23 protein-coding genes are annotated in these 23,055 nt (G+C 63.9%); 15 read left to right on the top strand and 8 right to left on the bottom strand.

The window, feature by feature from the left end; genetic code table 11:
- Positions 1-18: 18 nt before the first annotated feature.
- Genes QQK95_RS06050 through QQK95_RS06035 form a run of 4 tightly spaced genes read right to left on the bottom strand, consistent with a single transcriptional unit; the run spans position 19 to position 4,352 of the window.
- Positions 19-675 (bottom strand): GntR family transcriptional regulator, encoded by a 657-nt coding sequence (locus tag QQK95_RS06050; protein WP_284269888.1) that lies wholly within the window; start codon positions 673-675, stop codon positions 19-21.
- 9 nt (positions 676-684) lie between these two features.
- Positions 685-1,995: an aspartate aminotransferase family protein gene (locus QQK95_RS06045; RefSeq protein ID WP_284269887.1), complete on the bottom strand. Its 1,311-nt coding sequence runs from the start codon at positions 1,993-1,995 to the stop codon at positions 685-687.
- A complete protein-coding gene (locus QQK95_RS06040) occupies positions 1,996-3,054 on the bottom strand; it encodes a phosphotransferase (RefSeq protein ID WP_284269886.1) in 1,059 nt (352 codons plus the stop codon). It lies immediately after the preceding gene.
- Positions 3,051-4,352, bottom strand: coding sequence for an ArgE/DapE family deacylase (locus QQK95_RS06035; protein ID WP_284269884.1), 1,302 nt, complete (start codon positions 4,350-4,352; stop codon positions 3,051-3,053). Before QQK95_RS06035 ends, QQK95_RS06040 begins: the two co-directional genes overlap by 4 nt.
- 178 nt (positions 4,353-4,530) lie before the next feature.
- Between QQK95_RS06035 and QQK95_RS06030 the strand changes: the two genes are divergently transcribed.
- Positions 4,531-5,178: a GNAT family N-acetyltransferase gene (locus QQK95_RS06030; RefSeq protein WP_284269883.1), complete on the top strand. Its 648-nt coding sequence runs from the start codon at positions 4,531-4,533 to the stop codon at positions 5,176-5,178.
- Between the two features lie 101 nt (positions 5,179-5,279).
- Here the strand turns inward: QQK95_RS06030 and QQK95_RS06025 are convergent, their stop codons facing one another.
- Entirely contained in the window at positions 5,280-6,926 is a 1,647-nt protein-coding gene (locus tag QQK95_RS06025; protein WP_284269882.1) for an acetolactate synthase large subunit, read from the bottom strand.
- Positions 6,927-7,015: 89 nt separating this feature from the next.
- On the bottom strand, positions 7,016-7,918 hold the full coding sequence (locus QQK95_RS06020) for a LysR family transcriptional regulator (protein ID WP_284269879.1): 903 nt from the start codon (positions 7,916-7,918) through the stop codon (positions 7,016-7,018).
- Between the two features lie 102 nt (positions 7,919-8,020).
- On the opposite strand from QQK95_RS06020, the gene QQK95_RS06015 reads away from it, so the two are divergent.
- From QQK95_RS06015 to QQK95_RS05990, 6 genes are all read left to right on the top strand, one after another.
- Positions 8,021-9,010 (top strand): zinc-dependent alcohol dehydrogenase family protein, encoded by a 990-nt coding sequence (locus QQK95_RS06015; protein ID WP_284269878.1) that lies wholly within the window; start codon positions 8,021-8,023, stop codon positions 9,008-9,010.
- A 191-nt stretch (positions 9,011-9,201) separates the two neighbouring features.
- Positions 9,202-9,495, top strand: a complete 294-nt coding sequence (locus QQK95_RS06010) for a TFIIB-type zinc ribbon-containing protein (protein WP_284269876.1) — start codon at positions 9,202-9,204, stop codon at positions 9,493-9,495.
- Between the two features lie 62 nt (positions 9,496-9,557).
- The gene (locus QQK95_RS06005) at positions 9,558-10,544 is read left to right on the top strand and encodes a Tim44 domain-containing protein (RefSeq protein ID WP_284269875.1); all 987 of its coding nucleotides are present in this window, start codon (positions 9,558-9,560) and stop codon (positions 10,542-10,544) included.
- 383 nt (positions 10,545-10,927) lie between these two features.
- On the top strand, positions 10,928-11,479 hold the full coding sequence (locus QQK95_RS06000) for a MaoC family dehydratase (RefSeq protein WP_284269874.1): 552 nt from the start codon (positions 10,928-10,930) through the stop codon (positions 11,477-11,479).
- A gap of 1 nt (position 11,480) precedes the next feature.
- Positions 11,481-12,641, top strand: a complete 1,161-nt coding sequence (locus tag QQK95_RS05995) for a CaiB/BaiF CoA transferase family protein (protein ID WP_284269873.1) — start codon at positions 11,481-11,483, stop codon at positions 12,639-12,641.
- Between the two features lie 14 nt (positions 12,642-12,655).
- Complete coding sequence (locus tag QQK95_RS05990; protein WP_284270552.1) at positions 12,656-13,801, top strand: extracellular solute-binding protein; 1,146 nt, start codon at positions 12,656-12,658, stop codon at positions 13,799-13,801.
- A gap of 62 nt (positions 13,802-13,863) precedes the next feature.
- Here the strand turns inward: QQK95_RS05990 and QQK95_RS05985 are convergent, their stop codons facing one another.
- Positions 13,864-14,703, bottom strand: a complete 840-nt coding sequence (locus tag QQK95_RS05985; protein WP_284269872.1) for an amidohydrolase family protein — start codon at positions 14,701-14,703, stop codon at positions 13,864-13,866.
- 66 nt (positions 14,704-14,769) lie between these two features.
- Entirely contained in the window at positions 14,770-15,555 is a 786-nt protein-coding gene (locus tag QQK95_RS05980) for an IclR family transcriptional regulator (protein WP_284269871.1), read from the bottom strand.
- Between the two features lie 169 nt (positions 15,556-15,724).
- Here QQK95_RS05980 and QQK95_RS05975 point away from each other — a divergent pair, with 169 nt between their 5' ends.
- From QQK95_RS05975 to QQK95_RS05940, 8 genes are all read left to right on the top strand, one after another.
- Positions 15,725-17,041, top strand: coding sequence for an ABC transporter substrate-binding protein (locus tag QQK95_RS05975; protein ID WP_284269870.1), 1,317 nt, complete (start codon positions 15,725-15,727; stop codon positions 17,039-17,041).
- 122 nt (positions 17,042-17,163) lie between these two features.
- On the top strand, positions 17,164-18,060 hold the full coding sequence (locus tag QQK95_RS05970; RefSeq protein ID WP_284269869.1) for a carbohydrate ABC transporter permease: 897 nt from the start codon (positions 17,164-17,166) through the stop codon (positions 18,058-18,060).
- Positions 18,060-18,926 carry a carbohydrate ABC transporter permease gene (locus tag QQK95_RS05965; protein ID WP_284269868.1) on the top strand — a complete coding sequence of 289 codons (867 nt, stop codon included), beginning with the start codon at positions 18,060-18,062 and terminating at the stop codon, positions 18,924-18,926. Before QQK95_RS05970 ends, QQK95_RS05965 begins: the two co-directional genes overlap by 1 nt.
- A 4-nt stretch (positions 18,927-18,930) precedes the next feature.
- Positions 18,931-20,028, top strand: a complete 1,098-nt coding sequence (locus QQK95_RS05960) for an ABC transporter ATP-binding protein (protein WP_284269867.1) — start codon at positions 18,931-18,933, stop codon at positions 20,026-20,028.
- Positions 20,029-20,031: 3 nt separating this feature from the next.
- Entirely contained in the window at positions 20,032-21,144 is a 1,113-nt protein-coding gene (locus tag QQK95_RS05955; RefSeq protein WP_284269866.1) for a mandelate racemase/muconate lactonizing enzyme family protein, read from the top strand.
- Positions 21,145-21,153: 9 nt separating this feature from the next.
- The gene (locus QQK95_RS05950; RefSeq protein ID WP_202355568.1) at positions 21,154-21,483 is read left to right on the top strand and encodes an L-rhamnose mutarotase; all 330 of its coding nucleotides are present in this window, start codon (positions 21,154-21,156) and stop codon (positions 21,481-21,483) included.
- Positions 21,479-22,552, top strand: a complete 1,074-nt coding sequence (locus tag QQK95_RS05945; RefSeq protein ID WP_284270550.1) for a Gfo/Idh/MocA family protein — start codon at positions 21,479-21,481, stop codon at positions 22,550-22,552. Before QQK95_RS05950 ends, QQK95_RS05945 begins: the two co-directional genes overlap by 5 nt.
- Positions 22,549-23,004 (top strand): MaoC/PaaZ C-terminal domain-containing protein, encoded by a 456-nt coding sequence (locus tag QQK95_RS05940; protein WP_284270548.1) that lies wholly within the window; start codon positions 22,549-22,551, stop codon positions 23,002-23,004. The genes QQK95_RS05945 and QQK95_RS05940 overlap by 4 nt, the downstream gene beginning before the upstream one ends.
- Positions 23,005-23,055: the final 51 nt, after the last annotated feature.

Genomic DNA, 23,055 nt, shown 5'->3' with positions numbered 1-23,055 from the left:
CGCGTCTGGCCGCGGGGATCAGGCCGTCGTGCGAAGATTTTCGGAGAGAACCGCGGCCGCCACGGCGATGTCCTGTTCAAGGGAGAGCCGGACAGCTGGGCCATTGCGCTGCTCCAGCGCCGCGACAATCCTGCGATGCGCATCGTTCGACTGCGGAATGTAGCGGTCGGCCTGCATCAGAAGCTTGAGATAGGGCCCGACCCGGCCCCAGAGGTCGCGGATCATGTTCAGAAGGATCGGCGCGCCGGCATGCTGGTAAATGGCGAAGTGAAACGCCTCGTTCAGCGCGAGATAGGCGCTGGCGTCGCCGGCCTCTATGGCGCGCTGCATGCCGGCCAGCTTCGCCTGTATCTCGACCAGTCCGCTTTGGCTCATCCGCGTGGCTGCCATCTCACCCGCCAACCCCTCGACGGCGATGCGGATATGGGTCAGTTCCTCAAAGGCAGGAGCGGACAGCAAGGGCACGATAACAGAGCGATTGTTCTGCATCTCGAGCAGCCGCTCGGCGACCAGCCTCTGCAGCGCCTCGCGGATCGGCGTCGTCGAGATGCCGAAGGTCTCGGCAAGCTTGCGGATGACCAGCGTCTGGCCCGGGCTGAAACCGCCTGAAATCAATTCCTGCTTGAGCGCGCCATAGGCGCGGTCGTTGAGGGTTTGATGTTCGAGCTTCAGCATGCGTTCCGATCACCAGTTCGACAAAGCGCGATCGAGCGTCTCGGCCAGTTGCTCGGCATTGTCCCTGGCAAAGGGCAGAGGCGGCCTGATCTTCAGCACGTTGCCTCGCGGGCCGCAGGACGAGATCAGCACGCCATCCTCGCGCATGGCTTCGACGACCGCCGATGTCTTGCTGGCGGCCAGCGATTCGTCGCCATCCGCTGTCAGTTCGACGCCGAAATAGAGGCCGTTGTGCCTGACGTCGCCGACCATGCCGTGCCGGCCCTGCAGCGCGCGCAGCAGGTCAGCCGTATAGGCGCCGATATTGCGCGCGTTCTCGATCAGCCCCTCGCCTTCGATCACGTCCAGAACGGCGATGCCGACGGCGGCCGCGACCGGATTGCCGCCGAAGGTGTTGAAGTAGCCAGTGTTGGAGCCGAAGGATGAAACAAGCCGCGGCCGCACCAGCACCGCGCCCATCGGATGCCCGTCACCTATCGGCTTGCCCATGGTGACGATGTCGGGTTCGATTCCATAATTGGCAAAGCCCCACATGCCCTGGCCAAGGCGGCCAAAGCCGGACTGGACCTCGTCGGCGATGACGATGCCGCCGGCCTTTCTCACATGATCCGCCGCCTCGCGCATGACAGCCGCATCGGGGAAGAAAATGCCGTCGCTGGAAAAGGCCGAGTCGAGCAGCAGCGCTGCCGGACGGATGTTCTGCGCACGCATGTCATCGATGGCGGCGGCGACATTCCTGGCGAAATCATGCGCGGCCCTGCCGTGGTCGCGGAACGTGTCCGGCGCGGCCACGGCCCGATGGTGCACGGGCACGCCCTTGGCGCCGACCGCGGCCGGCGACAGCTGCGCGGTGGCGATCGTGGCGCCGTGATAGGCGAAATCGGTGATGATCACGCCGGTGCCGCCGCTCGAATGCTGGGCGATGCGGATGGCCAAATCGTTGGCCTCGCTGCCGGTGCAGGTGAACATGGCGTGGCCGAGATGGGCGGGAACCGTGCCGAGCAGTCTTTCGGCGTAGTCGAGGATGATCTCGCTCAAGTAGCGCGTGTGCGTGTTGAGCGTGGCGGCCTGTCCCGACAGCGCCTCGACGACGCGCGGATGGCAGTGCCCGACCGAGGCGACATTGTTGTAGGCGTCGAGGAATTTGCGCCCTCTTGCATCGTAGAGCCAGACACCGCTGCCGCGCACCAGATGGATCGGGTTGCGGTAGAAGGCGCGGTAGGTCGGCCCAAGCAACCTGGCGCGGCGTTCGAGCAATGCGCGATCCCGTGCCGAAGCGTCAGTGTCGGCAAAGGTGGGTGAGGACTGAGACACGAGCATCTACTCCGGATTGGAATGGTCGAGAAAATAGCGGCGGGCTTCGGCGGACGACAGCCCGTCCAGCCGTTCGAGCGAAGTCCAGACCTCGGTGATGAGGCGCAGCACATAGTCGCGCTTGGCCGGGAACCGTTCCGCCTGCCAGCTGGCGATGTTGGCGATGAGCGCGAGGCGGGCGCGGATCAGATCGAAAAGAATCCCGATCTCTTCGGCCTCCAGCGGCTGTACCGATTGATAGCCGGCGACGAAGCGCGCGGCCGGCGCCAGCGGATGACCTTCAGCCGGCCAGCGGTAGACGGCGCCGATGGCGAGGTCGCAGATCAGCGGCGAATGGATCATGTCGCCGAAATCGAGGATGCCGCTCACCACCTCAGGCCGCGACGCATCCATCACCACATTGTAGGAATTCATGTCGTTGTGGACGATCTGGGCGCGCAGGCTCGGAATGACCGGCGCCGCGTGCTCCTCGAAGGCATCGATGACGCGCTCGACCATGGCCCGGTGGCCGGCATCGGCGATATAAGCCAGCATCGGCCGCGTCTTGGCGACCTTGCGGATGTCCCAGAGCAGGTCGCTGCCGGCGGCCGGATGGAAGAAACCGCGCAGTGCCCGGCCTAGGCGAGCAAGGAAAATGCCGAGATTGCGATCCTGCGCCGCCGACGTGGGCGAGCGCGACAGCAACTGGCCGGGCATATAGGTGACCAGCCGGATGATGCGCGGCGCCGACCCGCCGACGCTGACCGTGAACTGCACTTCGCCCTCGAGGCTCTTGCGCACCGAAGGAACCGGCAAGGTCGGGTCGACCGCCAGGATATGGTCGAGAGCCTTGTTCTGGAAATCGGTGAAGCCGGCCTCCTCCGCCGGGTGGGAAACCTTGAGGACGAACTCGCCCTCGCCTTCAGTCTGGATGTGGAAATTGTGGTCGCGTTCGCCTGGCAGCGGACGCGCGCTGCCAGTCAGGCCGTAGTGCCGGCGCAAGATGGCAAGCGCGTCGGCGATCGAAACGTCAGGCGCGTCCTCGGCGAGCGTTTCGCCGAAACCGCCAGGTACGGGCGCATTCACGAGCTCGTCTCCGGATCGATCGGCTCGAGACCGCACCAGTCGGCGATGAACAGCGCGATGGTCTGCGTGACCTTGCGCACCGAGTCGAGATCGACGGCCTCGTCATAGCCATGCGGCATGCGGCAGATCGGGCCATAGACGATCGCCGGCGTGTCGGCATAGAGGCCGAAGAAGCGCGCATCCGTGGTCGCCGAGGTGACATGTTCCGTCAGCGGCTCGCCCCACACGGCGACATGGCTGCGGCGCAGCACGGCTTCCATCTCGTCGGCACCTTCCAGAACATAGCCCTCGGCCATGAAACCATTATAGCTCATCTTGGGCGGGCGATTGGCCAGGAACGGATCGTCGCGTGCCACATCGGCGATCCAGGCTTCGAGTTCGGCCCTGGCATCCTCGAGCTTCTGGCCGGGATAGGTGGCGACTCGCATCTCGAAGACACAGCGCGCCGGAACGCTCGATGTCCATTCGCCGCCCTCGATCTTGCCGAGGTTGAAGCGGATCGGATGCGGATGATCGCAGAAATGCTTGTCGTCCACCTTGCGGGCGTTCCAGACGATTTCGAGCTGCTTCAGCGCCTGGATGACGAGGAACGCCTTTTCGATGGCATTGGCGCCGGCCGAGAAAGCGCCCGAGGCATGCTGCGGATCGCCGTCGACCTCGACCCTGAACCAGATCGGCCCGACCTGTGCGCGCATCAGCCTCGGTTCCAAGGGCTCGGGAATGAAGGCGGCGTCGGCGCGGTAGCCGCGTTGCAGGCAAGCGAGCGCGCCATTGCCGGTGCACTCCTCCTCGACTACCGACTGGAGGTACACATTCGCGGCCGGCTGGTAGCCGAGGCTGCGCAAGGCGGCGAGCGCGTAGAGACAGGCCGACAGGCCGGCCTTCATGTCGCCGGCGCCGCGGCCATGCATCCAGCCGTCTTCGATGGCCGGATCGTAGGGGTCGCGCACCCAGCGGTCGAGCGGCCCCGTCGGCACCACATCGATATGGCCGTTGAGGATCAGCGAACGGCCGGTGGCGTTTCTCGGCGTGTGGGTGGCGACGACATTGAAGGCATCGTCATAGGAGACCGCAACCGGTGAAAACCCCGGAAGGTCGCTGATCGCGTCGACATCGACGCGCCACATGTCGACCGCATAGCCATCGGCCTCATAGGCGGCCGCCATGAAGCATTGCGCCGCGTGCTCCTCGCCGCGCTGGGAAGGAAAGCGCACGAGGTCCGCCAGGAACGCGACTTGCCGCGCGAAGCCATTATCGACCGCGCGCAAAATGGCTTCGTCGGCAATTCGCTCAGGCATCATATTTCCGCTTTCTCGTGAATGGTGTATCATATCTCATATGCCATTTCCTGAAAAGCCAAGGAGACAGGTCTGGCCAAAACCATAGCCCAACCCGGGAAGCTCTTGGCAGGCGGGCGCAGAGTTGGCATCAGCTTCCTGCATGCCAGCAAAGCTGCATGGCAGAGATCGAGGACAGATGCTGGTCACCGAAGGCCCATTGCCGGATGAAGTCACCGATCTCGCGGACGGCTACCGGCGCGTGCCGGCCGGCAAGATCGTCAATGCGGTGACATGGATGGAAGCGCGCGCGCCGAGGCCTGACCTCGCCAAGCCCCTCGCAATGACCCGGATCTCCGAGCCCGACACCGCCGCCTACCGCGCGATCTTCCTCGAGATCGGCGCTCCCTGGCTGTGGGACCGCGCCGCCGAAATGTCGGATGCCGAAATATCAGCGCATTTCGCCGACCCGCGCCAGCATCTCTATTACGGCCATGATGAAAGCGGCGGCCATGTCGGCATGGTCGAGTTCCGCATGGACGACAACAACGAGATCGAGATCACCTATTTCGGCCTGTTGCCCGCCTTGACCGGCCGGGGCCTCGGCAAGCGGCTGATGGCCGGTGCGCTCGACCAGGCATGGCGCCTCGACCCCGGCCGCATCTGGCTGCACACCAGCAGCATCGACCATCACGGCGTCATCGGTTTCTACCAGGCTTGCGGGTTTGAGCCCTATGCGGCCGGTTTCGAAATCACCGACGATCCCCGGATCAAGGGAACCCTGCCGCGCGATGCCGCCCCGCAAATCCCGCTGATCGAAACGGAATGGGTGCCCGGCGCCAGATGAGACCGCCAGGGATTTTCGGCGCCATCATGCCTGTCACGCCTTACTGCAAAGTGTAGGATCTTACACCCCGAGAGGTCCTGACGGCGGCTTTGCCGCTGCCGTCAGGACGTCCGCGGCGCCGGCAGCCGCTCGCGCAATTCGTCGACAAGCACCCTGGTGTTTTCGGAATAGTCGATCGGCACGACGACGAGATGCACGCCGCCGCCGGTGAAGGCCTGTTCCAGCGCCGGCCGCAAATCGGCGATTTCCGTAACACTGGTCCCCTTGGCGCCATAGGCCTCGGCGTATTTGACGAAATCGGGATTGCCGAAGGTCATGCCGAAATCCGGGAATTCGTCGACCGCCTGCTTCCAGCGGATCATGCCATAGGCATGGTCTTCCAGCAGCAGGATGACGAGGTTGAGCTTCAGCCGGACGGCGGTCTCAAGCTCCTGGCTGTTCATCATGAAGCCGCCGTCGCCGCAAATGGCCATGACGCGGCGCTTGGGATAGAGCAGCGACGCCATCATCGCCGACGGCAGGCCGGCGCCCATGGTGGCCAGCGCGTTGTCGAGCAGCAGCGTGTTCGCCATGCGCGTACGGTAGTTGCGGGCGAACCAGATCTTGTACATGCCGTTGTCGAGGGCGAGGATCCCGTCCGCCGGCATCACGGCGCGCACATCATGCACGATGCGCTGCGGCGTGAAGCGGTCTTCGGTGGCGCGCGCGGCAATCCGGCTCAAAATGCCCTCTCGCAGCGGCAGCAGGGCCTGCGCGTTGGGGATCTTGCCCTCGATGCGGTCAGCCAGCAGCGCCAGCGACGGGCCGAGATCGCCGACGATCTCGGCCTGCGGGAAGTAGACCTGCTCGACATCGGCCGAATGATAGCCGACATGGATGACCTTCGGTCCGTTGGCGCCCATGATGAAGGGCGGCTTCTCAACCGTGTCATGGCCGATGGTGATGATCAGATCGGCCTGTTCGATGGCCTCGTGAACATAGTCGCGCTCCGACAGTGCCGCCGTCCCCATGTAGAGCTCGGTGCCGCCGGGCACAGTGCCCTTGCCCATCTGCGTGGTGAAATAGGGTATTTGCGTGCGCAGAACGAACTGGGCGACATCGGGGGTTACGCGCGGCCGCGACGCCGCCGCGCCGAACATCAGCAGCGGACGTTTGGCCTCCATGATCATTCGGGCGGCGCGATCGAGCGCGCCCGGGCTGGCGAGCGGCAGTTCGACCGGATGCGTCGGCACCAGCGCCACAGGCTCGCACTCGGCCGCGGCAATGTCTTCCGGCAGTTCCAGATGCACCGGGCCGGGCCGCTCTTCCTGGGCGACGCGGAAGGCCTCGCGCACCAGCGACGGGATCATCTTCGGCGAGACGATCTGGCGCGACAGCTTGGTCAGCGGCTTCATGGCGGCGACGATGTCGACGATCTGGAAGCGCGCCTGGCGCGATGACAATATGCCCTTCTGGCCGGTGATCATGATCATTGGCATCGCGCCGAGCAGCGCATAGGCGGCGCCGGTCGTCAGGTTGAGCGCGCCGGGGCCAAGCGTGGTGATGCACACGGCCGCCTTGCCGGTGAGCCTGCCATAGGTGGCGGCCATGAAGGCGGCCGCCTGCTCGTGGCGGGTCAGGATCAGCTGGATCGACGAGCGGCGGATGGATTCGACGATGTCGAGATTCTCCTCGCCCGGAATGCCGAAAATCCGGTCGACCCCTTCATTCTCGAGAGCCGCCACGAACAGATCCGAACCCTTGGTCATGAACCGCCTCTCCTGCAATGCGCACGTTGCGCCTTCATATGGCATTGGAAAGCGGCGCCTCAAAGAGCGCAAGCCTGATCTGTTGGTAATCAGCCTATCAGTTTCGGCAAGGCGGCCGCTAGCGCATCGACGGCGAGCCGGACCTTGAGCGGCAGATGCGGCGTCTGCAGCCAAAGCGCATGGCAGTCGTAGAGATAGCGCGGCTGATCCGGCAACAGGGCGACCAGCGCACCGGCCTCTATGCGCTGGCGGACCAGCCACCACGGCAGCCACGCCAGCCCCATGCCTTCGACCGCTGCATCGGCGATGGCATCGAGATCATCGAGCCGCAGGCGGCCGGTCGGCATGATCTCCCGTGCGGGTTGCCCCTCGTGCGCAAACAGCCAGGGCTGAACGACCTGGCCGAGCCGGCGGTAGACGATCGCCTGATGATCGGCAAGGTCTTCGATCCGCCGCGGCTCGCCGTGAAGTCCGAGATAGGAGGGCGCGGCGCAGACGACCATGCCCTGCCGCGCGACACGCCGCGCGATCACGCCGGCCTTGTCGTCCAGATCGCCGGTGCGGATGGCAAGGTCAAAGCCATCCTCGGCGAGATCGGCGAAGCGGTCGCTGAGCGACAGGTCGAGTTCCAGCATCGGATAGTGCCGCGCCAGTTTCAGCAGCACGGGGGTGACGCAGTGGCGGCCGAAATGCGCCGGCATGGTGACGCGCAGTCTGCCTCTCGGTTCTGAAAACTGGTCGGCGGCCAGCGCATCGGCGGCTTCGGCCTCGGCCAGCACGATGCGGCAGCGTTCGTAATAGGCGCGGCCGAAATCGGTCAGACTCTGGCGGCGCGTGGTGCGGTTGATGAGGCGCACGCCCAGCCGGTCTTCGAGAAAGCGGACATGCTTGCCCACCATCGGCCCCGACAGGTCGAGCGCCACCGCCGCAGCCGCGAACGAGCCAAGGTCGACCGCCTTGACGAACACGGCCATGCTCTCGAGCCTATCCATATTCGAAACCTTTGGTTTCTACTCCTTTATCCCTACGCCCATTTATCCATGAAATCTTTGGCCGCATAGCTCATTCGGTTCAGATAATTTGGAGTAACCCGAATGGCACGTATTGTCCGCTTCCACCGGCATGGTGGTCCCGAAGTCCTGCGCATCGAGGATGTCGACCTCCCTCCACCGGGTCCGGGCGAGGTTCAAATCCGCGTCAAGGCACTCGGCCTCAACCGCGCCGAGGCGCTGCTGCGCGCGGGCAGCTATATCGAGACACCCGCCCTGCCCTCTGGGCTTGGCCTTGAAGCGGCGGGGGTTGTCGAAACAGTCGGCGAAGGCGTGAAGGATTTCGTCCCGGGCGACGCGGTCAGTGTCATCCCGCCGCAATCGATGGTTCGCTGGCCGGCTTACGGCGAGTTGGCCACTTATCCCGCCGGGCTCATCGTCAAGCACCCACCGTCGCTCGACTGGCAGACGGCGGCCGCTGTCTGGATGCAATATCTCACCGCCTATGGCGCCCTGATCGATATCGCCAGACTGAGCAACGGAGACGCTGTCGTCATCACCGCGGCCTCAAGCAGCGTCGGGCTTGCCGCGATCCAGATCGCCAACAAAATTGGCGCGACGGCGATCGCGGTGACGCGGACATCGGTCAAGAAACAGGCCTTGCTCGATGCCGGAGCGGCGCATGTTGTCGTCCTGGCCGAGGAGGATCTCGCCGCAAGGTTGAGCGAGATCGCGGGACCGCAAGGCGTGCGCGTCGTGCTCGATGCAATTGGCGGTCCGATCTTCGAGCCGCTGACGGCGGCAATGTCAAAGGGCGGCATTCTCATCGAATATGGCGGGTTGAGCCGCGAGCCGACGCCGTTCCCCTTGGCTGCCGTGTTGGGCAAGACGCTGACGCTGCGTGGCTATCTCGTGCACGAGATCACCGGCGCCCCAGAGAAGCTGGAGACCGCCAAGGCGTTCATCCTCGAAGGCCTGGAGACGGGCACGCTGAGGCCGATCATCGACAGGACCTTTGCCTTCGACCAGATCGTCGAGGCGCACCGGTACCTCGAATCGAACGAGCAGTTCGGCAAGATCGTCGTGACGGTCTGAGCAACGGCAAGGACAAATCATTCTTGCCGGCAATATCGCCCTTGAAGGCCTGGCTCCGCATTCCTAACTGTCTGGTGCGGGCCGGGCCCCTCTGACGATCGCTTCTGGTGATTGTGATGTCGGACCGCTTTAACGGGCCCGTTTCCACTTTTCGGTCAAGCGGGCTCAATCCTTTCGGTTTGGAGCCCCGTATGACATCTTCTCTCCTTGGTTTGGTTTGCCCCTCCTGCCGCGTCGCGCTCGTGATGAGCGAACGCCAGGGCATCGAGATCGACTATTGTCCGCAGTGCCGCGGCGTCTGGCTTGATCGAGGCGAACTCGACAAGATCATCGAGCGTTCCGGCAGGGAGGCGTCACCCGCGCCGCAGCCCCAGCCGACAACCTTCTCCCAGCCGCAACATGGCCGCGATGAGGATTATTCGCGCTCGCAGGGCCAGCGCTATCCCAAGCGCAAGAAATCCTTCTTCGAAGAATTGTTCGATTGACCGCATGACGCCCGGCGCCTGCTGAAAATTTCCAAAACCACATCGATAAAGGTTCATCTCCGATGATGTCTCGCACCAGCCGATTTGCAGCCCTGTTTGCCGGACTGTTCCTCGCATTCTCCATGGTCGCGATCGATCATGCCGAGGCTCGGCGCGGCGGCAGTTTCGGCAGTCGCGGCACGCGCACGTTCCAGTCGGCGCCGCCGACCAGGACCGCGCCGGCGGCGACCGCTCCGGTCGAGCGTTCGATGACACCCAACACCGGTGTGAACTCTGCCGCCCGACAGCCGCAGGCCGGCCCGCAGCGGCCCGGCTTCATGAGCGGTTTTGGCGGAACGATGATGCGCGGCCTGCTGATCGGTGGCCTGATCGGCCTGCTCGTGGGCCAAGGGTTCGGCGGTCTGGCCGGCATGTTCGGCTTCCTGCTTCAGGCCCTGCTGATCGGTGGCGCGATCATGCTGGCCATCCGCTTCTTCCGCTCGCAATCGGCACGTGGCCCTGCCCCGGCGCTCGCCGGTGCCGGCAATGCCCAGGCGCCGCGATTTGAGAACCGCGCTGCGGCACAGCAGCAGACGGCAGGCTCGTTCACAATCCCCGGCTTTGGCGGCGGTTCGGGCGGAGGCTCTCCGGCTGATGTCTCCGAGGAGATCACGCTGGCTCAGAGCGACCTCGATGCCTTCCAGCAATTGTTGACCGAAGTCCAGGAAGCATTCGGGCGCGAAGACCATGCTGCGCTCCGCCGGGCGACAACGCCCGAGATGGTGTCCTATCTCTCGGAAGAACTGGCCGACAATGCCCAGAAAGGTCTCAGGAACGAGGTCTCCGACATCACCTTGCTGCAGGCCGACATCGCCGAAAGCTGGCGCGAGGATGACCGCGACTACGCCACGGCCGCGCTGCGCTACGAGTCTCGCGACGTGATGCGCGAACGGGCCAGCGGCAAGGTCGTCGAGGGCGACGAAGACCATCCGACAGAGACGACCGAACTGTGGACATTCACGCGTCAGAATGGCTCGAACTGGAAGCTCTCGGCAATCCAACAGGCCTGAGCCCGACTGTTGCGCAAGGGTCGTCGCGGGCGCCTCAGCGCACGATCCTGACGCACATCGGCGTGCCGATCGACGGCGCGCCCGATGTCCGTGGGCATGCCCCTGTCGAGGCCGCCCCTCCACGCGCTGAAGTAAGGGGGCTCCCGGTTCGGGCTGCCGACGGACACCAGTCAGGCATCGCGCATGATTTCCTCCCTGCCCGGCCGCGCTTGAGCGCGCGTGACCGGCCAAAATTTCGCCTGTCCTCGCTTGCAACGTAATCCCATATGTGAAAATACTATTTACAAGAGAAGATTGACGGGAGGAGACGTCATGCAGTCCGGCGCTTTGAGGCGTGTTCCTATGGCAGACCTAAGCCTCCTGCGAGACTGCCGGAGCCAGCCATGAAAGACTTCGCGCCCACCGTCGGCGTCGCCTCGACCTACCCCAAGAACATGCCTGAGGCGCACGCGGCACTGCCGGTGTGGAACGCCGAGAACTGGTTCTACGAGGACTGGCCGGTCGGCCAGAAAATCCGTTCGTTGCGGCGCACGATGGCGGAGGGCGACAGCCACCTGTTCAACACTCTGGTGCTCGACATACACCCCTATGTGCAGGACCAGATGTTCGCGGAAAGCGAGGGCATTTTCGGCAAGCGGCTGATCGCCGGCGCTTTCGTCTTTTCGGCGGGGCTGGGGCTGGTCGCCACCAACTGCGTCAATGCCTTTTCCTATGGCTACGACAAGCTCCGTTTCATAAAGCCTGTCTTCATTGGCGACACGATCTATTCGATCCGCTCCAACCTCGACAAGAAGCCGCGCTACAAGGAGATGGGGCTGATCCGCGCCAGCTACGAAGTCTTCAAGGGCGAAGGCGAGCTGGTCCTCTATTGCGAGCATCTGCAGACGGTGAAGTACCGCAACCCGGCCGATTTCGTCGGCAAGACGGAGAAGTGAAATGCCGACAGCAGCAGAATTGCCGCTTGCCGGTCTCACCGTCGTCGACATGAGCCAGTTCCTGTCCGGGCCTTATTGCTCGCTGCGGCTGCTCGACCTCGGCGCCCGTGTCATCAAGATCGAGCGCCCGGATGGCGGCGACCTGTCGCGCCGGCTCTATCTCAGCGACACCGAGATCGGCGGCGATTCCACCATCTTCCACGCCATCAACCGCGCCAAGGAGAGCTTTGCCATCGACCTCAAGAACGAGGCCGATCTGAAGACGCTGCGCGGGCTTCTGGCCAAGGCGGATGTGCTGATCCAGAATTTCCGGCCCGGCGTCATCGAACGCCTAGGCCTCGACTATGAGGCCGTCCGCAAGATCAATCCGCGTTTGGTCTATGCCTCGATCAGCGGCTATGGCGAGGACGGTCCATGGGTCAAGCGGCCCGGCCAGGACTTGCTGGCGCAATCGCGCTCCGGTGTGATGTGGCTGAATGGCGATGAGGACCAGGGACCGGTGCCCTTCGGACTGGCCATCGGCGACATGCTGGCGGGTGCGGCCTGCGCGCAGGGCATTCTGGCGGCGCTGGTGCGGCGCGGCATCACCGACCTGGGCAGCCACATCGAAACCAGCCTCCTGGAAGCGCTGGTCGACTTCCAGTTCGAGGTGCTGACGACGCATCTCAATGACGGCCGGCGTCTGCCGCGCCGCTCCAGCTTTCGCAGCGCTCATGCCTATCTCTCGGCGCCTTACGGCGTCTACCCGGCCAAGGACGGCTATCTCGCCATCGCCATGACGCCGATCCCGAAACTCGCCGACCTGCTGTCGCTCGAAGAACTGGCGCCCTATCGCGACAGGCCGGCTTCGTGGTTCACCGCGCGCGACGACATCAAGGCGATCATCGCGCAGCGGATCGCCAGCAAAACCATCGACGAATGGCTCGATATTCTTGAGCCCGCCGACATCTGGTGCGCCAAGGTGCTGACCTGGCCGGAGATGCTGGCCAGCGAGGGTTTCCAGTCGCTCGACATGCTGCAGACGGTGACGCGCGAGGACGATGTCTCGATCCTCACCACCAGTTCGCCGCTCAGGGTCGACGGTGTCAGGGCCAAGGTCGATCGCGCCGCGCCGCGCATCGGCGAGCACAGTGCCGCGATCCGCGAGGAGTTCGGCTTGTGACCACGCTCAAGGGCATGACCTGGAGCCACCCGCGCGGCTACGATCCGATGGTCGCCTGCTCGTCGCTCTGGCAGCAGAAGACCGGCGTCGCCATCCAATGGGACAAGCGATCGCTGCAGGATTTCGAATCCTTCCCGGTCGAGCAACTGGCGCGCGCCTATGATCTCATCGTCATCGACCACCCGCATGTCGGCCAGATAACCGCGGAACGCTGCCTCGCGCCGCTGGATGTCGCCGGCCGCGAGGCGGAGCGCATAGCGCTTGCCTCAGGCAGCGTCGGCCAGTCCTATCCGAGCTACGCTTGGCAAGGGCGGCAATGGGCTTTCCCGATCGATGCGGCCAGCCAGGTCCAGGCGTGGCGGCCGGACGCGCTCGATGCGCCGCCGGCGCGCTGGAGCGAGGTGCTCGAACTCGCCCGGCAAGGCCGCGTGCTTTTGCCGCTGCGGCCGCCGCATGCGCTGATGGTGTTTTACACGCTTGCCGGCAATCTCGGGCACGCTTGCGCGGCTGATCCGTCTCGCGATCTCATCGAGCGCGAGACGGGCAGCGAAGTCTTCGAGATGATGCGGGAGATCGCCGCGCTGGTCGAACCGGCCTGTCTGGAGATGGATCCGATCGCGGTTTCCGAACGCATGGCTGAGGCCGGTTCCCGCATTGTCTGCGCTCCACTCATCTATGGCTACGTTTCCTATGCGATGTCAGAGTTTCGCGCGCACCGGCTGGCCTTCACCGATATCCCGGCTGTCGGCTTCAGCGGCCCAATCGGTTCGGCGCTCGGCGGCACGGGCATAGCGGTATCAGCCTTTTCCAAGGCGAAAGATGCAGCGACGGACTTCGCCTATTGGGTTGCCAGCGGCGACGTGCAGCGCGGCGCCTATGCCGCCGCCGGTGGCCAACCAGGCCATGCGGCTGGTTGGGAAGATCAGGCAGTCAACGCAGCGACCGGCAATTTCTATCGCGACACGCGCGCGACGCTGGAGGGTGCATGGGTGCGGCCGCGTCATGACGGCTACATGGCGTTCCAGCAGGCAGCGTCCGACCGCATCCTGTCCGGCATGACTTCCAGGCACAAAGCCGCCGAGGTCGTTGCCGATCTCATAAGCCTGTTTCGGGAGAGTGCCCCCGCGCAGGTGTCCGGCGCCGCCGGTGGAGAAGCCTGAACGAAACCGGACGGAAGAGGACATCTGGGCCACGCCCCGGCGAGACGCCGAGGCAAATCCAACTATTCCAACCGCCAGAGCTTGCGGGCATTGCCCGACAGCAACCGGTCGCGCTCCGCGATGCTGCAGCCGGAAAGCAGCGCGTGGGTCGCCGCCACCCAGGTCGACAGGCCGCCACCAAGCGTGCAGACCGGCCAGTCGCTGCCCCAGACGACACGGTCCCAGCCGAACGCGGCGATGGTGTGCTCGACATACGGCCGCAGCGACCCGACCGTCCAGCTGCCGGGATCGGCATAGGCGACCACGCCGGAGATCTTGGCCATGACGTTCGGACGCCGCGCGATCTCGCTCATATGCGCGCGCCAGGGATGCTCGGCTCCGCCCTTGATGTCGGGGACGCCGCAATGGTCGAGAACGAACTGGACGTCGGGCGCGAGGTCGGCCAGCGCTATCGCTTTCGGAATCTGGTGCGGCAGCACGACGAGATCGAAGGTCAGGCCGGTGCCGCCAAGCCGCTTGATGTTTTCGCGAAACACAGCGCCTTCCGACAGATCGTCGGGCACGACATGGAGCACACGGCGGAAGCCCTTGACGAAAGGATTTGCCCGCTGCCTTTCGAGATAGGCCGGGAAATTCGTGTCTTCCGGCCGGCAGGACGCGATCGCCCCGACCAGCATGCTGCCAGCCTGCCGCGACAGACCTTCGACACGTGCGGTCTCGGCTTCGATGTCAGCCGGATCGACATCGACCTCCATATGCAGCACGCGCTCGACGCCGACGCGTTGCGCCTCGGCAGCGTATTCCTCATAGGAGAAATCGCGGTTGAGCGGCGGCACGCCGGCAAGCCAGGGATAGCGCAAGGCCGAGCGATCGATGAGATGCAGATGGGTGTCGATGATCATGGCGAGGCTCCTCCCTCCAGTGTTTTTAAATTATCCCACGGAGGAATTCTTTATTCAAATAAGAATTTATGCTGCCGACCCTACAGCCGACCCGGCCAGATGCGACAGCTTCTCGCAGGTCGCGAGCAGCAGCTCGATGGTCCTGGTGATATCGGGCGCGGACGGCGCATTGACCACGGTGATGTAGGGAATGGACAGGGCGGCGATGGCCTTGCCGTCAGAACTGCGCACCGGTGCCGACAGGTTGAAGACGCCGGCGGTCTGCATCGAGGCCATCATCTCGTAGCCACGGTCGCGGATCTGGTCGAGCCGGGTGAAGAACTCGGCCGACTGCGCCGACTTGTCGGTGCTGCGGACATGTTCGGAGATCATCATCTGCCGCTCTTCCTGCGAGCGGAAGGCAAGCAGCACATGACCCGAACCAGTGTCGAACAGGCTGATGTGGGAGCCCACCCGGATCGAGATGCCCCAATAGTTCGGCGCCTCCTGCTGGGCGATGACGACGGCGGAACCGCGATCAAAAACAACGAGTTGATTGGCCTGCTGCGAGATCTCGGCCAGCTCGCGCATCAACGGCGTCGCGTAGGAAACCAGCCGCCGCACCGGAGCGTGCAATTGCGCCAGGCCGAACAGTTTCAGCGTCAGTGAATAGCGATCGCCGTCAAGCCTTGTGACATAGCCGCGCCGCACCAGCCGGTCGAGCATGCGGTAGAATTCGTTGGGGCTGCGGTCGAGTTTCTTGGCGATTTCGGCCTGGGTCAGACCGCCGTCGACACCTGCCAGCAGTTCCAGGATGTCGAGCCCCTTGTCGAGCGCCGGCGCGCGGTAGCGCTCATCTTCGCTGTCGTCCATGAGGCATTTCTCCAGTGAATTCTGCCCTTCATATACGCAGGAATGCGGCCGGCGGAAACAAATTTCGCCTTGACGTACGGATGAATGTTTTGTTTGTATATGAATGTAGCGTTTCTTGTCACGCGGACAAGTTGCGGTCGCCGCTAAGGCGCACCCAGGGAGGAAACCAATGAACAGACTGCTTTCCGGCGTCTCCGCCGGCGCATTGCTTGCATTTGGTGCAGGCACGGCCCTTGCCGGCGACCTGCCCGGCAAATTCGAAGGCGTCACCGTCGACGTGAAACTGATCGGCGGCCAGCAATATGAAAAGCTCTATGAGCGCATTCCCGAGTGGGAGAAGGCGACCGGCGCCAAGGTCAACATCCTGACCAAGAAAAATGGCTTCGACATCGACAAGGAGTTGAAGTCCGACATCGCTTCCGGCAGCACCAACTGGTGCGTCGGCTGGAACCATTCGTCCTTCGCGCCGCAATATACCGGCCTCTACACAGACCTCAGCAAATTGCTGCCCAAGGAAGAGATCGACGCCTTCGTGCCGTCGACGATCAAGGCGGCAACCATCGACGGCAAGCTCGAGATGCTGCCGCGCGCGCAATTCGACGTCTCGGCGCTCTACTACCAGAAGAGCCTCTACGAGAACGCCGACAACAAGACCAAATTCAAGGCTAAATACGGCTATGACCTGGTGCCGCCGGACAGCTGGAAGGAAGTCACCGACCAGGCCGAGTTCTTCGCCAACCCGCCTAATTTCTACGGCACGCAGTTCGCCGGCAAGGAAGAGGCGATCAACGGCCGTTTCTACGAGATGGTGGTCGCCGAGGGCGGCGAATATCTTGACAAGGACGGCAAGCCGGTCTTCAACTCCGAGGCCGGTATCCGGGCGCTCGACTGGTTCGTCAATCTGTACAAGGCCAAGGCGGTGCCGGCCGGAACGACCAACTATCTCTGGGACGATCTCGGCCAGGGCTTTGCCTCGGGCACCGTCGCCATCAATCTGGATTGGCCGGGTTGGGCCGGGTTCTTCAACGATCCGAAATCGTCGAAGGTTGCGGGCAATGTCGGCGTGAAGGTCGCGCCGAAGGGCTCTTCCGGCAAGCGCACCGGCTGGTCCGGTTTCCACGGCTTCTCGGTGACCGAGAACTGCCCGCACAAGGAGGCAGCGGCCTCGCTGGTCTGGTGGTTGACCAACGAGGACAGCCAGAAACTCGAGGCCGCAGCAGGCCCGCTGCCGACCCGCACCGCGGTGTGGGACTGGGACCTGAAGCAGGCCGAGAACGATCCCTACAAGAAGGAGGTTCTGTCCGCCTTCCAGGAAGAAGCCAAGCACGCCTTCGCCGTGCCGCAGACGCCGGAGTGGATCGAAATCTCCAACGCCGTCTATCCGGAACTGCAGGCTGCAATCCTTGGCGACAAGACCTCCAAGCAGGCATTGGACGAAGCCGCCGCCAAGGCGACGCAGATCCTGCAGGATGCCGGCAAGCTCTAGAGCCGTCCCAAGGCTGCCTCCCCATCATGATGGGGGAGGCGATCGCGTCTCGTCGGAGGCGCCGCGATGCACACCGCCTTTCGGCGCCCCGCCCACGCAATGCAAAACCCCACAGGATTCTGATGAAGGGCTTCAAGCCATCGGCGCCATTCCTGCTGCTGCTTCCAGCCTTCATCGTGCTGGCCGCGGTCGTCGTCGTGCCGCTGCTTCTGTCGCTCTATTCCAGCTTCACACCGTTCCGCCTGACCAAGCCCGAAACGTTCTTCGTCTTCGTCGGCTTGCGGAACTATCTCTCGATCCTGGCCAACACCGATTTCTGGTGGGCGTTCGGGCGCACGGTGCTGCTGCTGACCATCGCGCTCAATCTCGAAATGCTGCTCGGCCTGGGGCTCGCCATGCTGGTCGAGAAGGCGACGCGCGGCCAGCGCATCCTGCGCACGCTGATGATGTTTCCGATGATGTTCTCGCCGATCCTCGTCGGCTTCCAGTTCAAGTTCATGTTCAACGACAATATCGGCCTGGTGAACAATGCCCTGCAGTCGCTCGGCATCACGCAGGACGCGATCCCGTGGCTGATCGAGGGCCATCTCGCTTTCATCGCCATCTCGATCGCCGAGATCTGGTCGTCGACCGCGATCTTCGCCATTCTGATCCTCGCCGGCCTGCTCGCCATGCCCAAGGAGCCGATCGAGGCGGCGCGCGTCGACGGCTGCACGCCGTGGCAGACATTCCGCTATGTGACGTGGCCGTTCGTCATGCCTTTCGCCTATATCGCCATGACCATCCGTTCGCTCGACGTCGCGCGCGCCTATGACATCGTCAAGATCATGACCGATGGCGGACCGGCGGGCCGAACCGAGCTGTTGTGGACGCTGGTGGCGCGCACCGCCTACAGCGACGGACGCATGGGCATGGCCAACGCCATGGCCTATTTCTCGATCCTGCTGTCGATCGCCTTCACCGTCTATTTCTTCAACAAGCTCGCCGCGGCGCGCACGCAGATCGGTGCGGAGTGGTGATGGACGAGAATTCTTCCGCCCGCCTCAAGCGCCGGCTGCTGGGCATCGTCCATCGCATCGGCCTGTTCCTGGCGATGCTGACGATCTGCCTGCCCGGCCTCTGGATCGTGCTGTCATCGCTGCGGCCGACCGTCGAGATCATGGCCAAGCCGCCTGTGTGGATCCCGCAGGAGATTTCGTTTGACGCCTATGTCTCGATGTTCTCAGGGATCGGCAAGGGCGGCATCCCGGTCATCGAATATTTCCGCAATTCGCTGATCATCTCGGTGACCTCGACGATCATTGCGGTCGCCATCGGCATGGCCGGCGGCTATGCCTTCGCGCGCTACCGCTTCCGCGGCAAATCCAGCGTCTTCCTCGGCCTGATGCTGACGCGCACGGTGCCGGGCATCGCACTGTCGCTGCCTTTGTTCTTCCTCTATGTGCGGCTCGGCATCATCGACACGCATTTCGGGCTAATCCTCGCCTATGTCGCGCTCAACGTGCCGTTCACCATCTGGCTGATCGACGGCTTCTTCCGCCAGGTGCCGAAAGACCTCGCGGAGGCAGCACAGATCGATGGCTGCACGCGCTGGCAGGCCTTCTGGCAGGTCGAGTTCCCGCTCGCCGGTCCCGGCATCGCGTCGGCCGCGATCTTTGCCTTCCTGACCTGCTGGAACGAGTTCGCGCTGGCTTCGCAACTGACCCGCTCGGTCAGCGCCAAGACGCTGCCGGTCGGCCTGCTCGACTACACGGCCGAATTCACCATCGACTGGCGCGGCATGTGCGCGCTGGCCGTGGTGATGATCATTCCGGCGCTCACCCTCACCTACATCGTCCAGAAACACCTTGTCGGCGGCCTGACCTCCGGCGCGGTGAAAGGCTGATTCCATGGCAACGGTTTCCCTGAAAAAACTGACCAAGCGCTACGGCAATATCGGGATCGTGCACGGCATCGATCTCGACATCGCCGACCGCGAGTTCATCGCGCTGGTCGGCCCGTCCGGCTGCGGCAAGTCGACGACTTTGCGCATGATCGCCGGGCTGGAAGAAATCAGCGCCGGCTCGATCGAGATCGGCGGGCGAATCGTCAACGACCTGCCGCCGCGCTCGCGCAACATCTCGATGGTGTTCCAGTCCTATGCACTCTATCCGCACATGACGGTGCGCGAGAACCTCGGCTTCTCCTTGAAGATCGCCGGCGCCGCCAAGGAAGAGATGGACCGCCGCGTCGCCGAGGCCTCGGCCATTCTGGGGCTCGACACGTTGCTCGACCGCCGCCCGTCGCAACTGTCGGGCGGCCAGCGCCAGCGCGTGGCCATGGGCCGCGCCATCGTGCGCGACCCCGACGTGTTCCTGTTCGACGAACCGCTTTCCAATCTGGACGCCAAGCTCAGAACGCAGATGCGCACCGAGATCAAGAAGCTGCATGCCAAGGTGCAGTCGACGGTGATCTATGTCACCCACGACCAGGTCGAGGCGATGACGCTTGCTGACCGCATCGTCATCATGCGCGACGGCCATATCGAACAGGTCGGCACGCCCGACGAGGTGTTCCGCCGCCCGGCGACACGCTTTGTCGCCGGCTTCATCGGTTCGCCGCCGATGAATTTGCACGAGGCGACGGTCGATGACGGCCAGCTGGTTTTCGCCAGCGGCGAAAAGCTGCCGCTACCCGCCCAGTTCAAGACCAATGTCGCGACCGGCGACAGGGTCGTGTTCGGCCTGCGGCCTGATGACATCTATCCGACCGGCCATGGCATCAGCTCCGGCGGCGTCGCCGACGTGCATCAGATCGAACTGCCGATCACCGTCACCGAGCCGCTCGGCAACGAGACGCTGGTGTTCGTCGAGTTCAACGGCACGGACTGGGTTTCGCGCATGCTGAACCCGCGCCCGCTGCGGCCGGGCGAGCCGGTGTTTATGAGCCTCGACCTGTCGCAGGCGCATCTGTTCGCCGCCGAGACCGGAAAGACATTGCGGAGCTGACCGATGGCTAGAATCGAGAAGATCGAACTGCGGATGGTGGACCTCGTGCCCAAGGTCAAGCGCACGGACGCCATCCAGAGTTTCGCCAGCCAGGAAACGCCTATCGTCACGATCACCGACTCCGACGGCGCGGTCGGCACCGGCTACAGTTACACCATCGGCACCGGCGGCTCGTCGGTGATGCGGTTGCTCTCGGACCACCTCGCGCCGCGCCTGATCGGCCGCGACCCCGACATGATCGAGGCGATCTGGCACGATCTCGAATTCGCCACCCATGCGACCACCATCGGCGCCATCACCGCCATTGCGATCGCGGCGATCGATACGGCGCTCTGGGATATGAGGGCAAAGAAGCAGAATCTGCCGCTGTGGAAACTGGCCGGCGGCGCCAAGGACCGCTGCCCGCTCTATACCACCGAGGGCGGCTGGCTGCACATCGAGACACAGGCACTTGTCGACGACGCACTGGCCGCCAAGGCCATGGGATTTCGCGGCTCGAAGGTGAAGATCGGCAGGCCGCACGGGTCGGAGGATCTCGCCCGGCTGTCGGCGGTGCGCAAGGCGGTGGGCGACGGCTACGAGATCATGACCGACGCCAACCAGGGGTTTTCAGTCGACGAGGCGATCCGGCGCGCGGCGCGGCTGCGCGAACTCGACCTCGCCTGGATCGAGGAGCCGCTGCCGGCCGACGATATTGACGGCCATATCAGGTTGTCCAACTCGACGCCGACGCCGATCGCCATTGGCGAATCGCTCTATTCGATACGCCATTTCCGCGAATACATGCAGAAAGGTGCCTGCTCGATCGTACAGGTCGATGTCGGCCGCATCGGCGGCATCACACCCTGGCTCAAGATCGCCCATGCGGCGGAGGCCTTCGACATTCCGGTCTGCCCGCATTTCCTGATGGAGCTGCATGTCAGCTTGACCTGCGCGGTTCAGAACGGCAGGTATGTCGAGTACATTCCGCAACTCGACCAGTTGACCGGCAAGCACATGCGCATCGAGGATGGGCATGCGCTGGCGCCCGACGAACCCGGCATCGGCATCGACTGGGACTGGGATGCGGTCAAGGCCATGAGCATCGCCGAATTCACCACGGCGATCACCAGATAGGAGTCGGATATGCAGCGAATGGGCATGGTGCTGGGGCTGAAGCCGGAAAAGGTCGAGGAGTATGTCCGCCTGCATGCCGCCGTCTGGCCCGACGTGCTGACCATGATCTCGGCCTGCAACATCAAGAATTACTCGATCTATCTGAAGCGACCGGAGAACCTGCTGTTTTCCTATTTCGAATATCATGGCACCGACTATGCCGCCGACATGGCCAAGATGGCCGCCGATCCGAAGACGCAGGAATGGTGGGCGGTCTGCATACCGTGCCAGGAGCCGCTCACGACCCGCAAGGAGGGCGAATGGTGGGCCAGCATGGACGAGGTCTTCCACTATGATTGAGGGCGGTTTCGACCCCGCCTTGCTCGTCCAGTCCTGGCCAAAACCCTCGGAGCCTCGCCCGATCGTCACTTTCGGTGCCGGATCGATCGTCGGCGACGCGCATTTTCCCGCCTATCGCAAAGCCGGCTTTCCGATTGCCGGCCTCTATGATCCGGACCAGACCAAGGCGAAGACCCTGGCCGACAAATGGGGCGTGACGGCGTTCCGTTCGGCCGACGAAGCCGCATCCGTCCAGGATGCGATCTTCGATCTGGCGACACCGCCGGGACGGCATGCCGAGATCCTGAAAGCTCTGCCCGACGGTGCGGTTGCATTGATCCAGAAGCCGATGGGCAACTATCTCGGCGAGGCGACCGAAATCCTCGAAATCTGCCGCGCCAAGAACCTCAAGGCGGCAGTGAACTTCCAGTTGCGCTTCGCGCCGATGATGCTGGCGCTCAAGGACGCCATCGCCAAGGGCTGGCTCGGCGAAGTCGTCGACTTCGATGCCTGGCTGGCGCTGGCGACACCGTGGGAGTTGTGGGAGTTCCTGCTCAAGGCGCCGCGCGTCGAGATCGCCATGCACTCGATCCACTATCTCGATCTTGTCAGGCAATTGCTCGGCGATCCCAAGGGCGTCCACGCCAAGACGCTCGGCCATCCCAACCACAAGGTGGCGCAGACGCGCACCAGCGCCATTCTCGACTATGGCGACACGGTGCGCTGCGCGCTGTCGATCAACCATGACCACAAGTTCGGCCGCCGGCACCAGGCCTGCGAGTTCCGCATCTGCGGCACGGAGGGGGCGGCCTATCTCAAGCTCGGCCTCAACCTCGACTATCCCCGGGGCGAACCGGATATTCTGGAAATCCATCCGAAGGGCGCGACGGACTGGATCGCGGTACCGCTTGCCGGCGAATGGTTCCCCGACGCTTTCGTCGGGCGCATGGCCAATGTGCAGCGCTTTGCATCAGGAGAAGACGGCGAGCTGGTCAGCTCGGTCGAGGACGCCTGGAGCACCATGGCGCTGGTGGAAGCCGCCTATAGATCGAGCGCGGCGCCGGCGACGCCGATCGCGGAAAGACCCTGATGGAACAGATCACCTATTTCGAAGACTATGAGATCGGCTCTTCGCGGCTGACCAGCGGCCGCACCATCACCGAAACCGACTTCGTCGTCCATGCCGGCCACACCGGCGATTTCTTCCCACACCACATGGACGCCGAGTACATGAAGGCGACACCGTTCGGCCAGCGCATCGCGCATGGCACACTGGTGTTCTCGGTCGGCATCGGGCTGACGGCGAGCATCATCAACCCCGTCGCCTTCTCCTATGGCTATGACAGGCTGCGCTTCATCAAGCCGGTGTTCATCGGCGACACGATCCGCACACGCACCACCATCACCGCCAAGGAGGACGATCCCAAGCGGCCGGGCTCGGGACGGGTGGTCGAGCGCTGCGAAGTGATCAACCAGCGCGGCGAAGTGGTGCTGGCGGCCGATCATATCTACATCGTCGAACGCAAGCCGGTGCAGAGCTGAAGATCAGCCCGGTTCTTACGAACCGGTAGCCCCCGCGGCGACGCTCTCCAG

It is taken from the genome of Mesorhizobium huakuii (assembly GCF_030160235.1).
Lineage (GTDB): Bacteria > Pseudomonadota > Alphaproteobacteria > Rhizobiales > Rhizobiaceae > Mesorhizobium > Mesorhizobium huakuii.
Note: the sequence above shows the minus strand (reverse complement) of the source record. Positions and strands in the feature narration are given on the sequence as shown.

What these genes read in the sequence shown, in the direction of transcription:
- QQK95_RS05960 (WP_284269867.1), top strand. Translation starts at nt 18,931, where the DNA reads ATGGCAACGGTTTCCCTGAAAAAACTGACCAAGCGCTACGGCAATATC.
- QQK95_RS06045 (WP_284269887.1), bottom strand. Translation starts at nt 1,995, where the DNA reads ATGCTCGTGTCTCAGTCCTCACCCACCTTTGCCGACACTGACGCTTCG.
- QQK95_RS06015 (WP_284269878.1), top strand. Translation starts at nt 8,021, where the DNA reads ATGGCACGTATTGTCCGCTTCCACCGGCATGGTGGTCCCGAAGTCCTG.
- QQK95_RS05955 (WP_284269866.1), top strand. Translation starts at nt 20,032, where the DNA reads ATGGCTAGAATCGAGAAGATCGAACTGCGGATGGTGGACCTCGTGCCC.
- QQK95_RS06010 (WP_284269876.1), top strand. Translation starts at nt 9,202, where the DNA reads ATGACATCTTCTCTCCTTGGTTTGGTTTGCCCCTCCTGCCGCGTCGCG.
- QQK95_RS05980 (WP_284269871.1), bottom strand. Translation starts at nt 15,555, where the DNA reads ATGGACGACAGCGAAGATGAGCGCTACCGCGCGCCGGCGCTCGACAAG.
- QQK95_RS05990 (WP_284270552.1), top strand. Translation starts at nt 12,656, where the DNA reads ATGACCTGGAGCCACCCGCGCGGCTACGATCCGATGGTCGCCTGCTCG.
- QQK95_RS06000 (WP_284269874.1), top strand. Translation starts at nt 10,928, where the DNA reads ATGAAAGACTTCGCGCCCACCGTCGGCGTCGCCTCGACCTACCCCAAG.
- QQK95_RS05985 (WP_284269872.1), bottom strand. Translation starts at nt 14,703, where the DNA reads ATGATCATCGACACCCATCTGCATCTCATCGATCGCTCGGCCTTGCGC.
- QQK95_RS05950 (WP_202355568.1), top strand. Translation starts at nt 21,154, where the DNA reads ATGCAGCGAATGGGCATGGTGCTGGGGCTGAAGCCGGAAAAGGTCGAG.
- QQK95_RS05970 (WP_284269869.1), top strand. Translation starts at nt 17,164, where the DNA reads ATGAAGGGCTTCAAGCCATCGGCGCCATTCCTGCTGCTGCTTCCAGCC.
- QQK95_RS05975 (WP_284269870.1), top strand. Translation starts at nt 15,725, where the DNA reads ATGAACAGACTGCTTTCCGGCGTCTCCGCCGGCGCATTGCTTGCATTT.
- QQK95_RS06020 (WP_284269879.1), bottom strand. Translation starts at nt 7,918, where the DNA reads ATGGATAGGCTCGAGAGCATGGCCGTGTTCGTCAAGGCGGTCGACCTT.
- QQK95_RS06035 (WP_284269884.1), bottom strand. Translation starts at nt 4,352, where the DNA reads ATGCCTGAGCGAATTGCCGACGAAGCCATTTTGCGCGCGGTCGATAAT.
- QQK95_RS05965 (WP_284269868.1), top strand. Translation starts at nt 18,060, where the DNA reads ATGGACGAGAATTCTTCCGCCCGCCTCAAGCGCCGGCTGCTGGGCATC.
- QQK95_RS05995 (WP_284269873.1), top strand. Translation starts at nt 11,481, where the DNA reads ATGCCGACAGCAGCAGAATTGCCGCTTGCCGGTCTCACCGTCGTCGAC.
- QQK95_RS06030 (WP_284269883.1), top strand. Translation starts at nt 4,531, where the DNA reads ATGCTGGTCACCGAAGGCCCATTGCCGGATGAAGTCACCGATCTCGCG.
- QQK95_RS06050 (WP_284269888.1), bottom strand. Translation starts at nt 675, where the DNA reads ATGCTGAAGCTCGAACATCAAACCCTCAACGACCGCGCCTATGGCGCG.
- QQK95_RS06005 (WP_284269875.1), top strand. Translation starts at nt 9,558, where the DNA reads ATGATGTCTCGCACCAGCCGATTTGCAGCCCTGTTTGCCGGACTGTTC.
- QQK95_RS06025 (WP_284269882.1), bottom strand. Translation starts at nt 6,926, where the DNA reads ATGACCAAGGGTTCGGATCTGTTCGTGGCGGCTCTCGAGAATGAAGGG.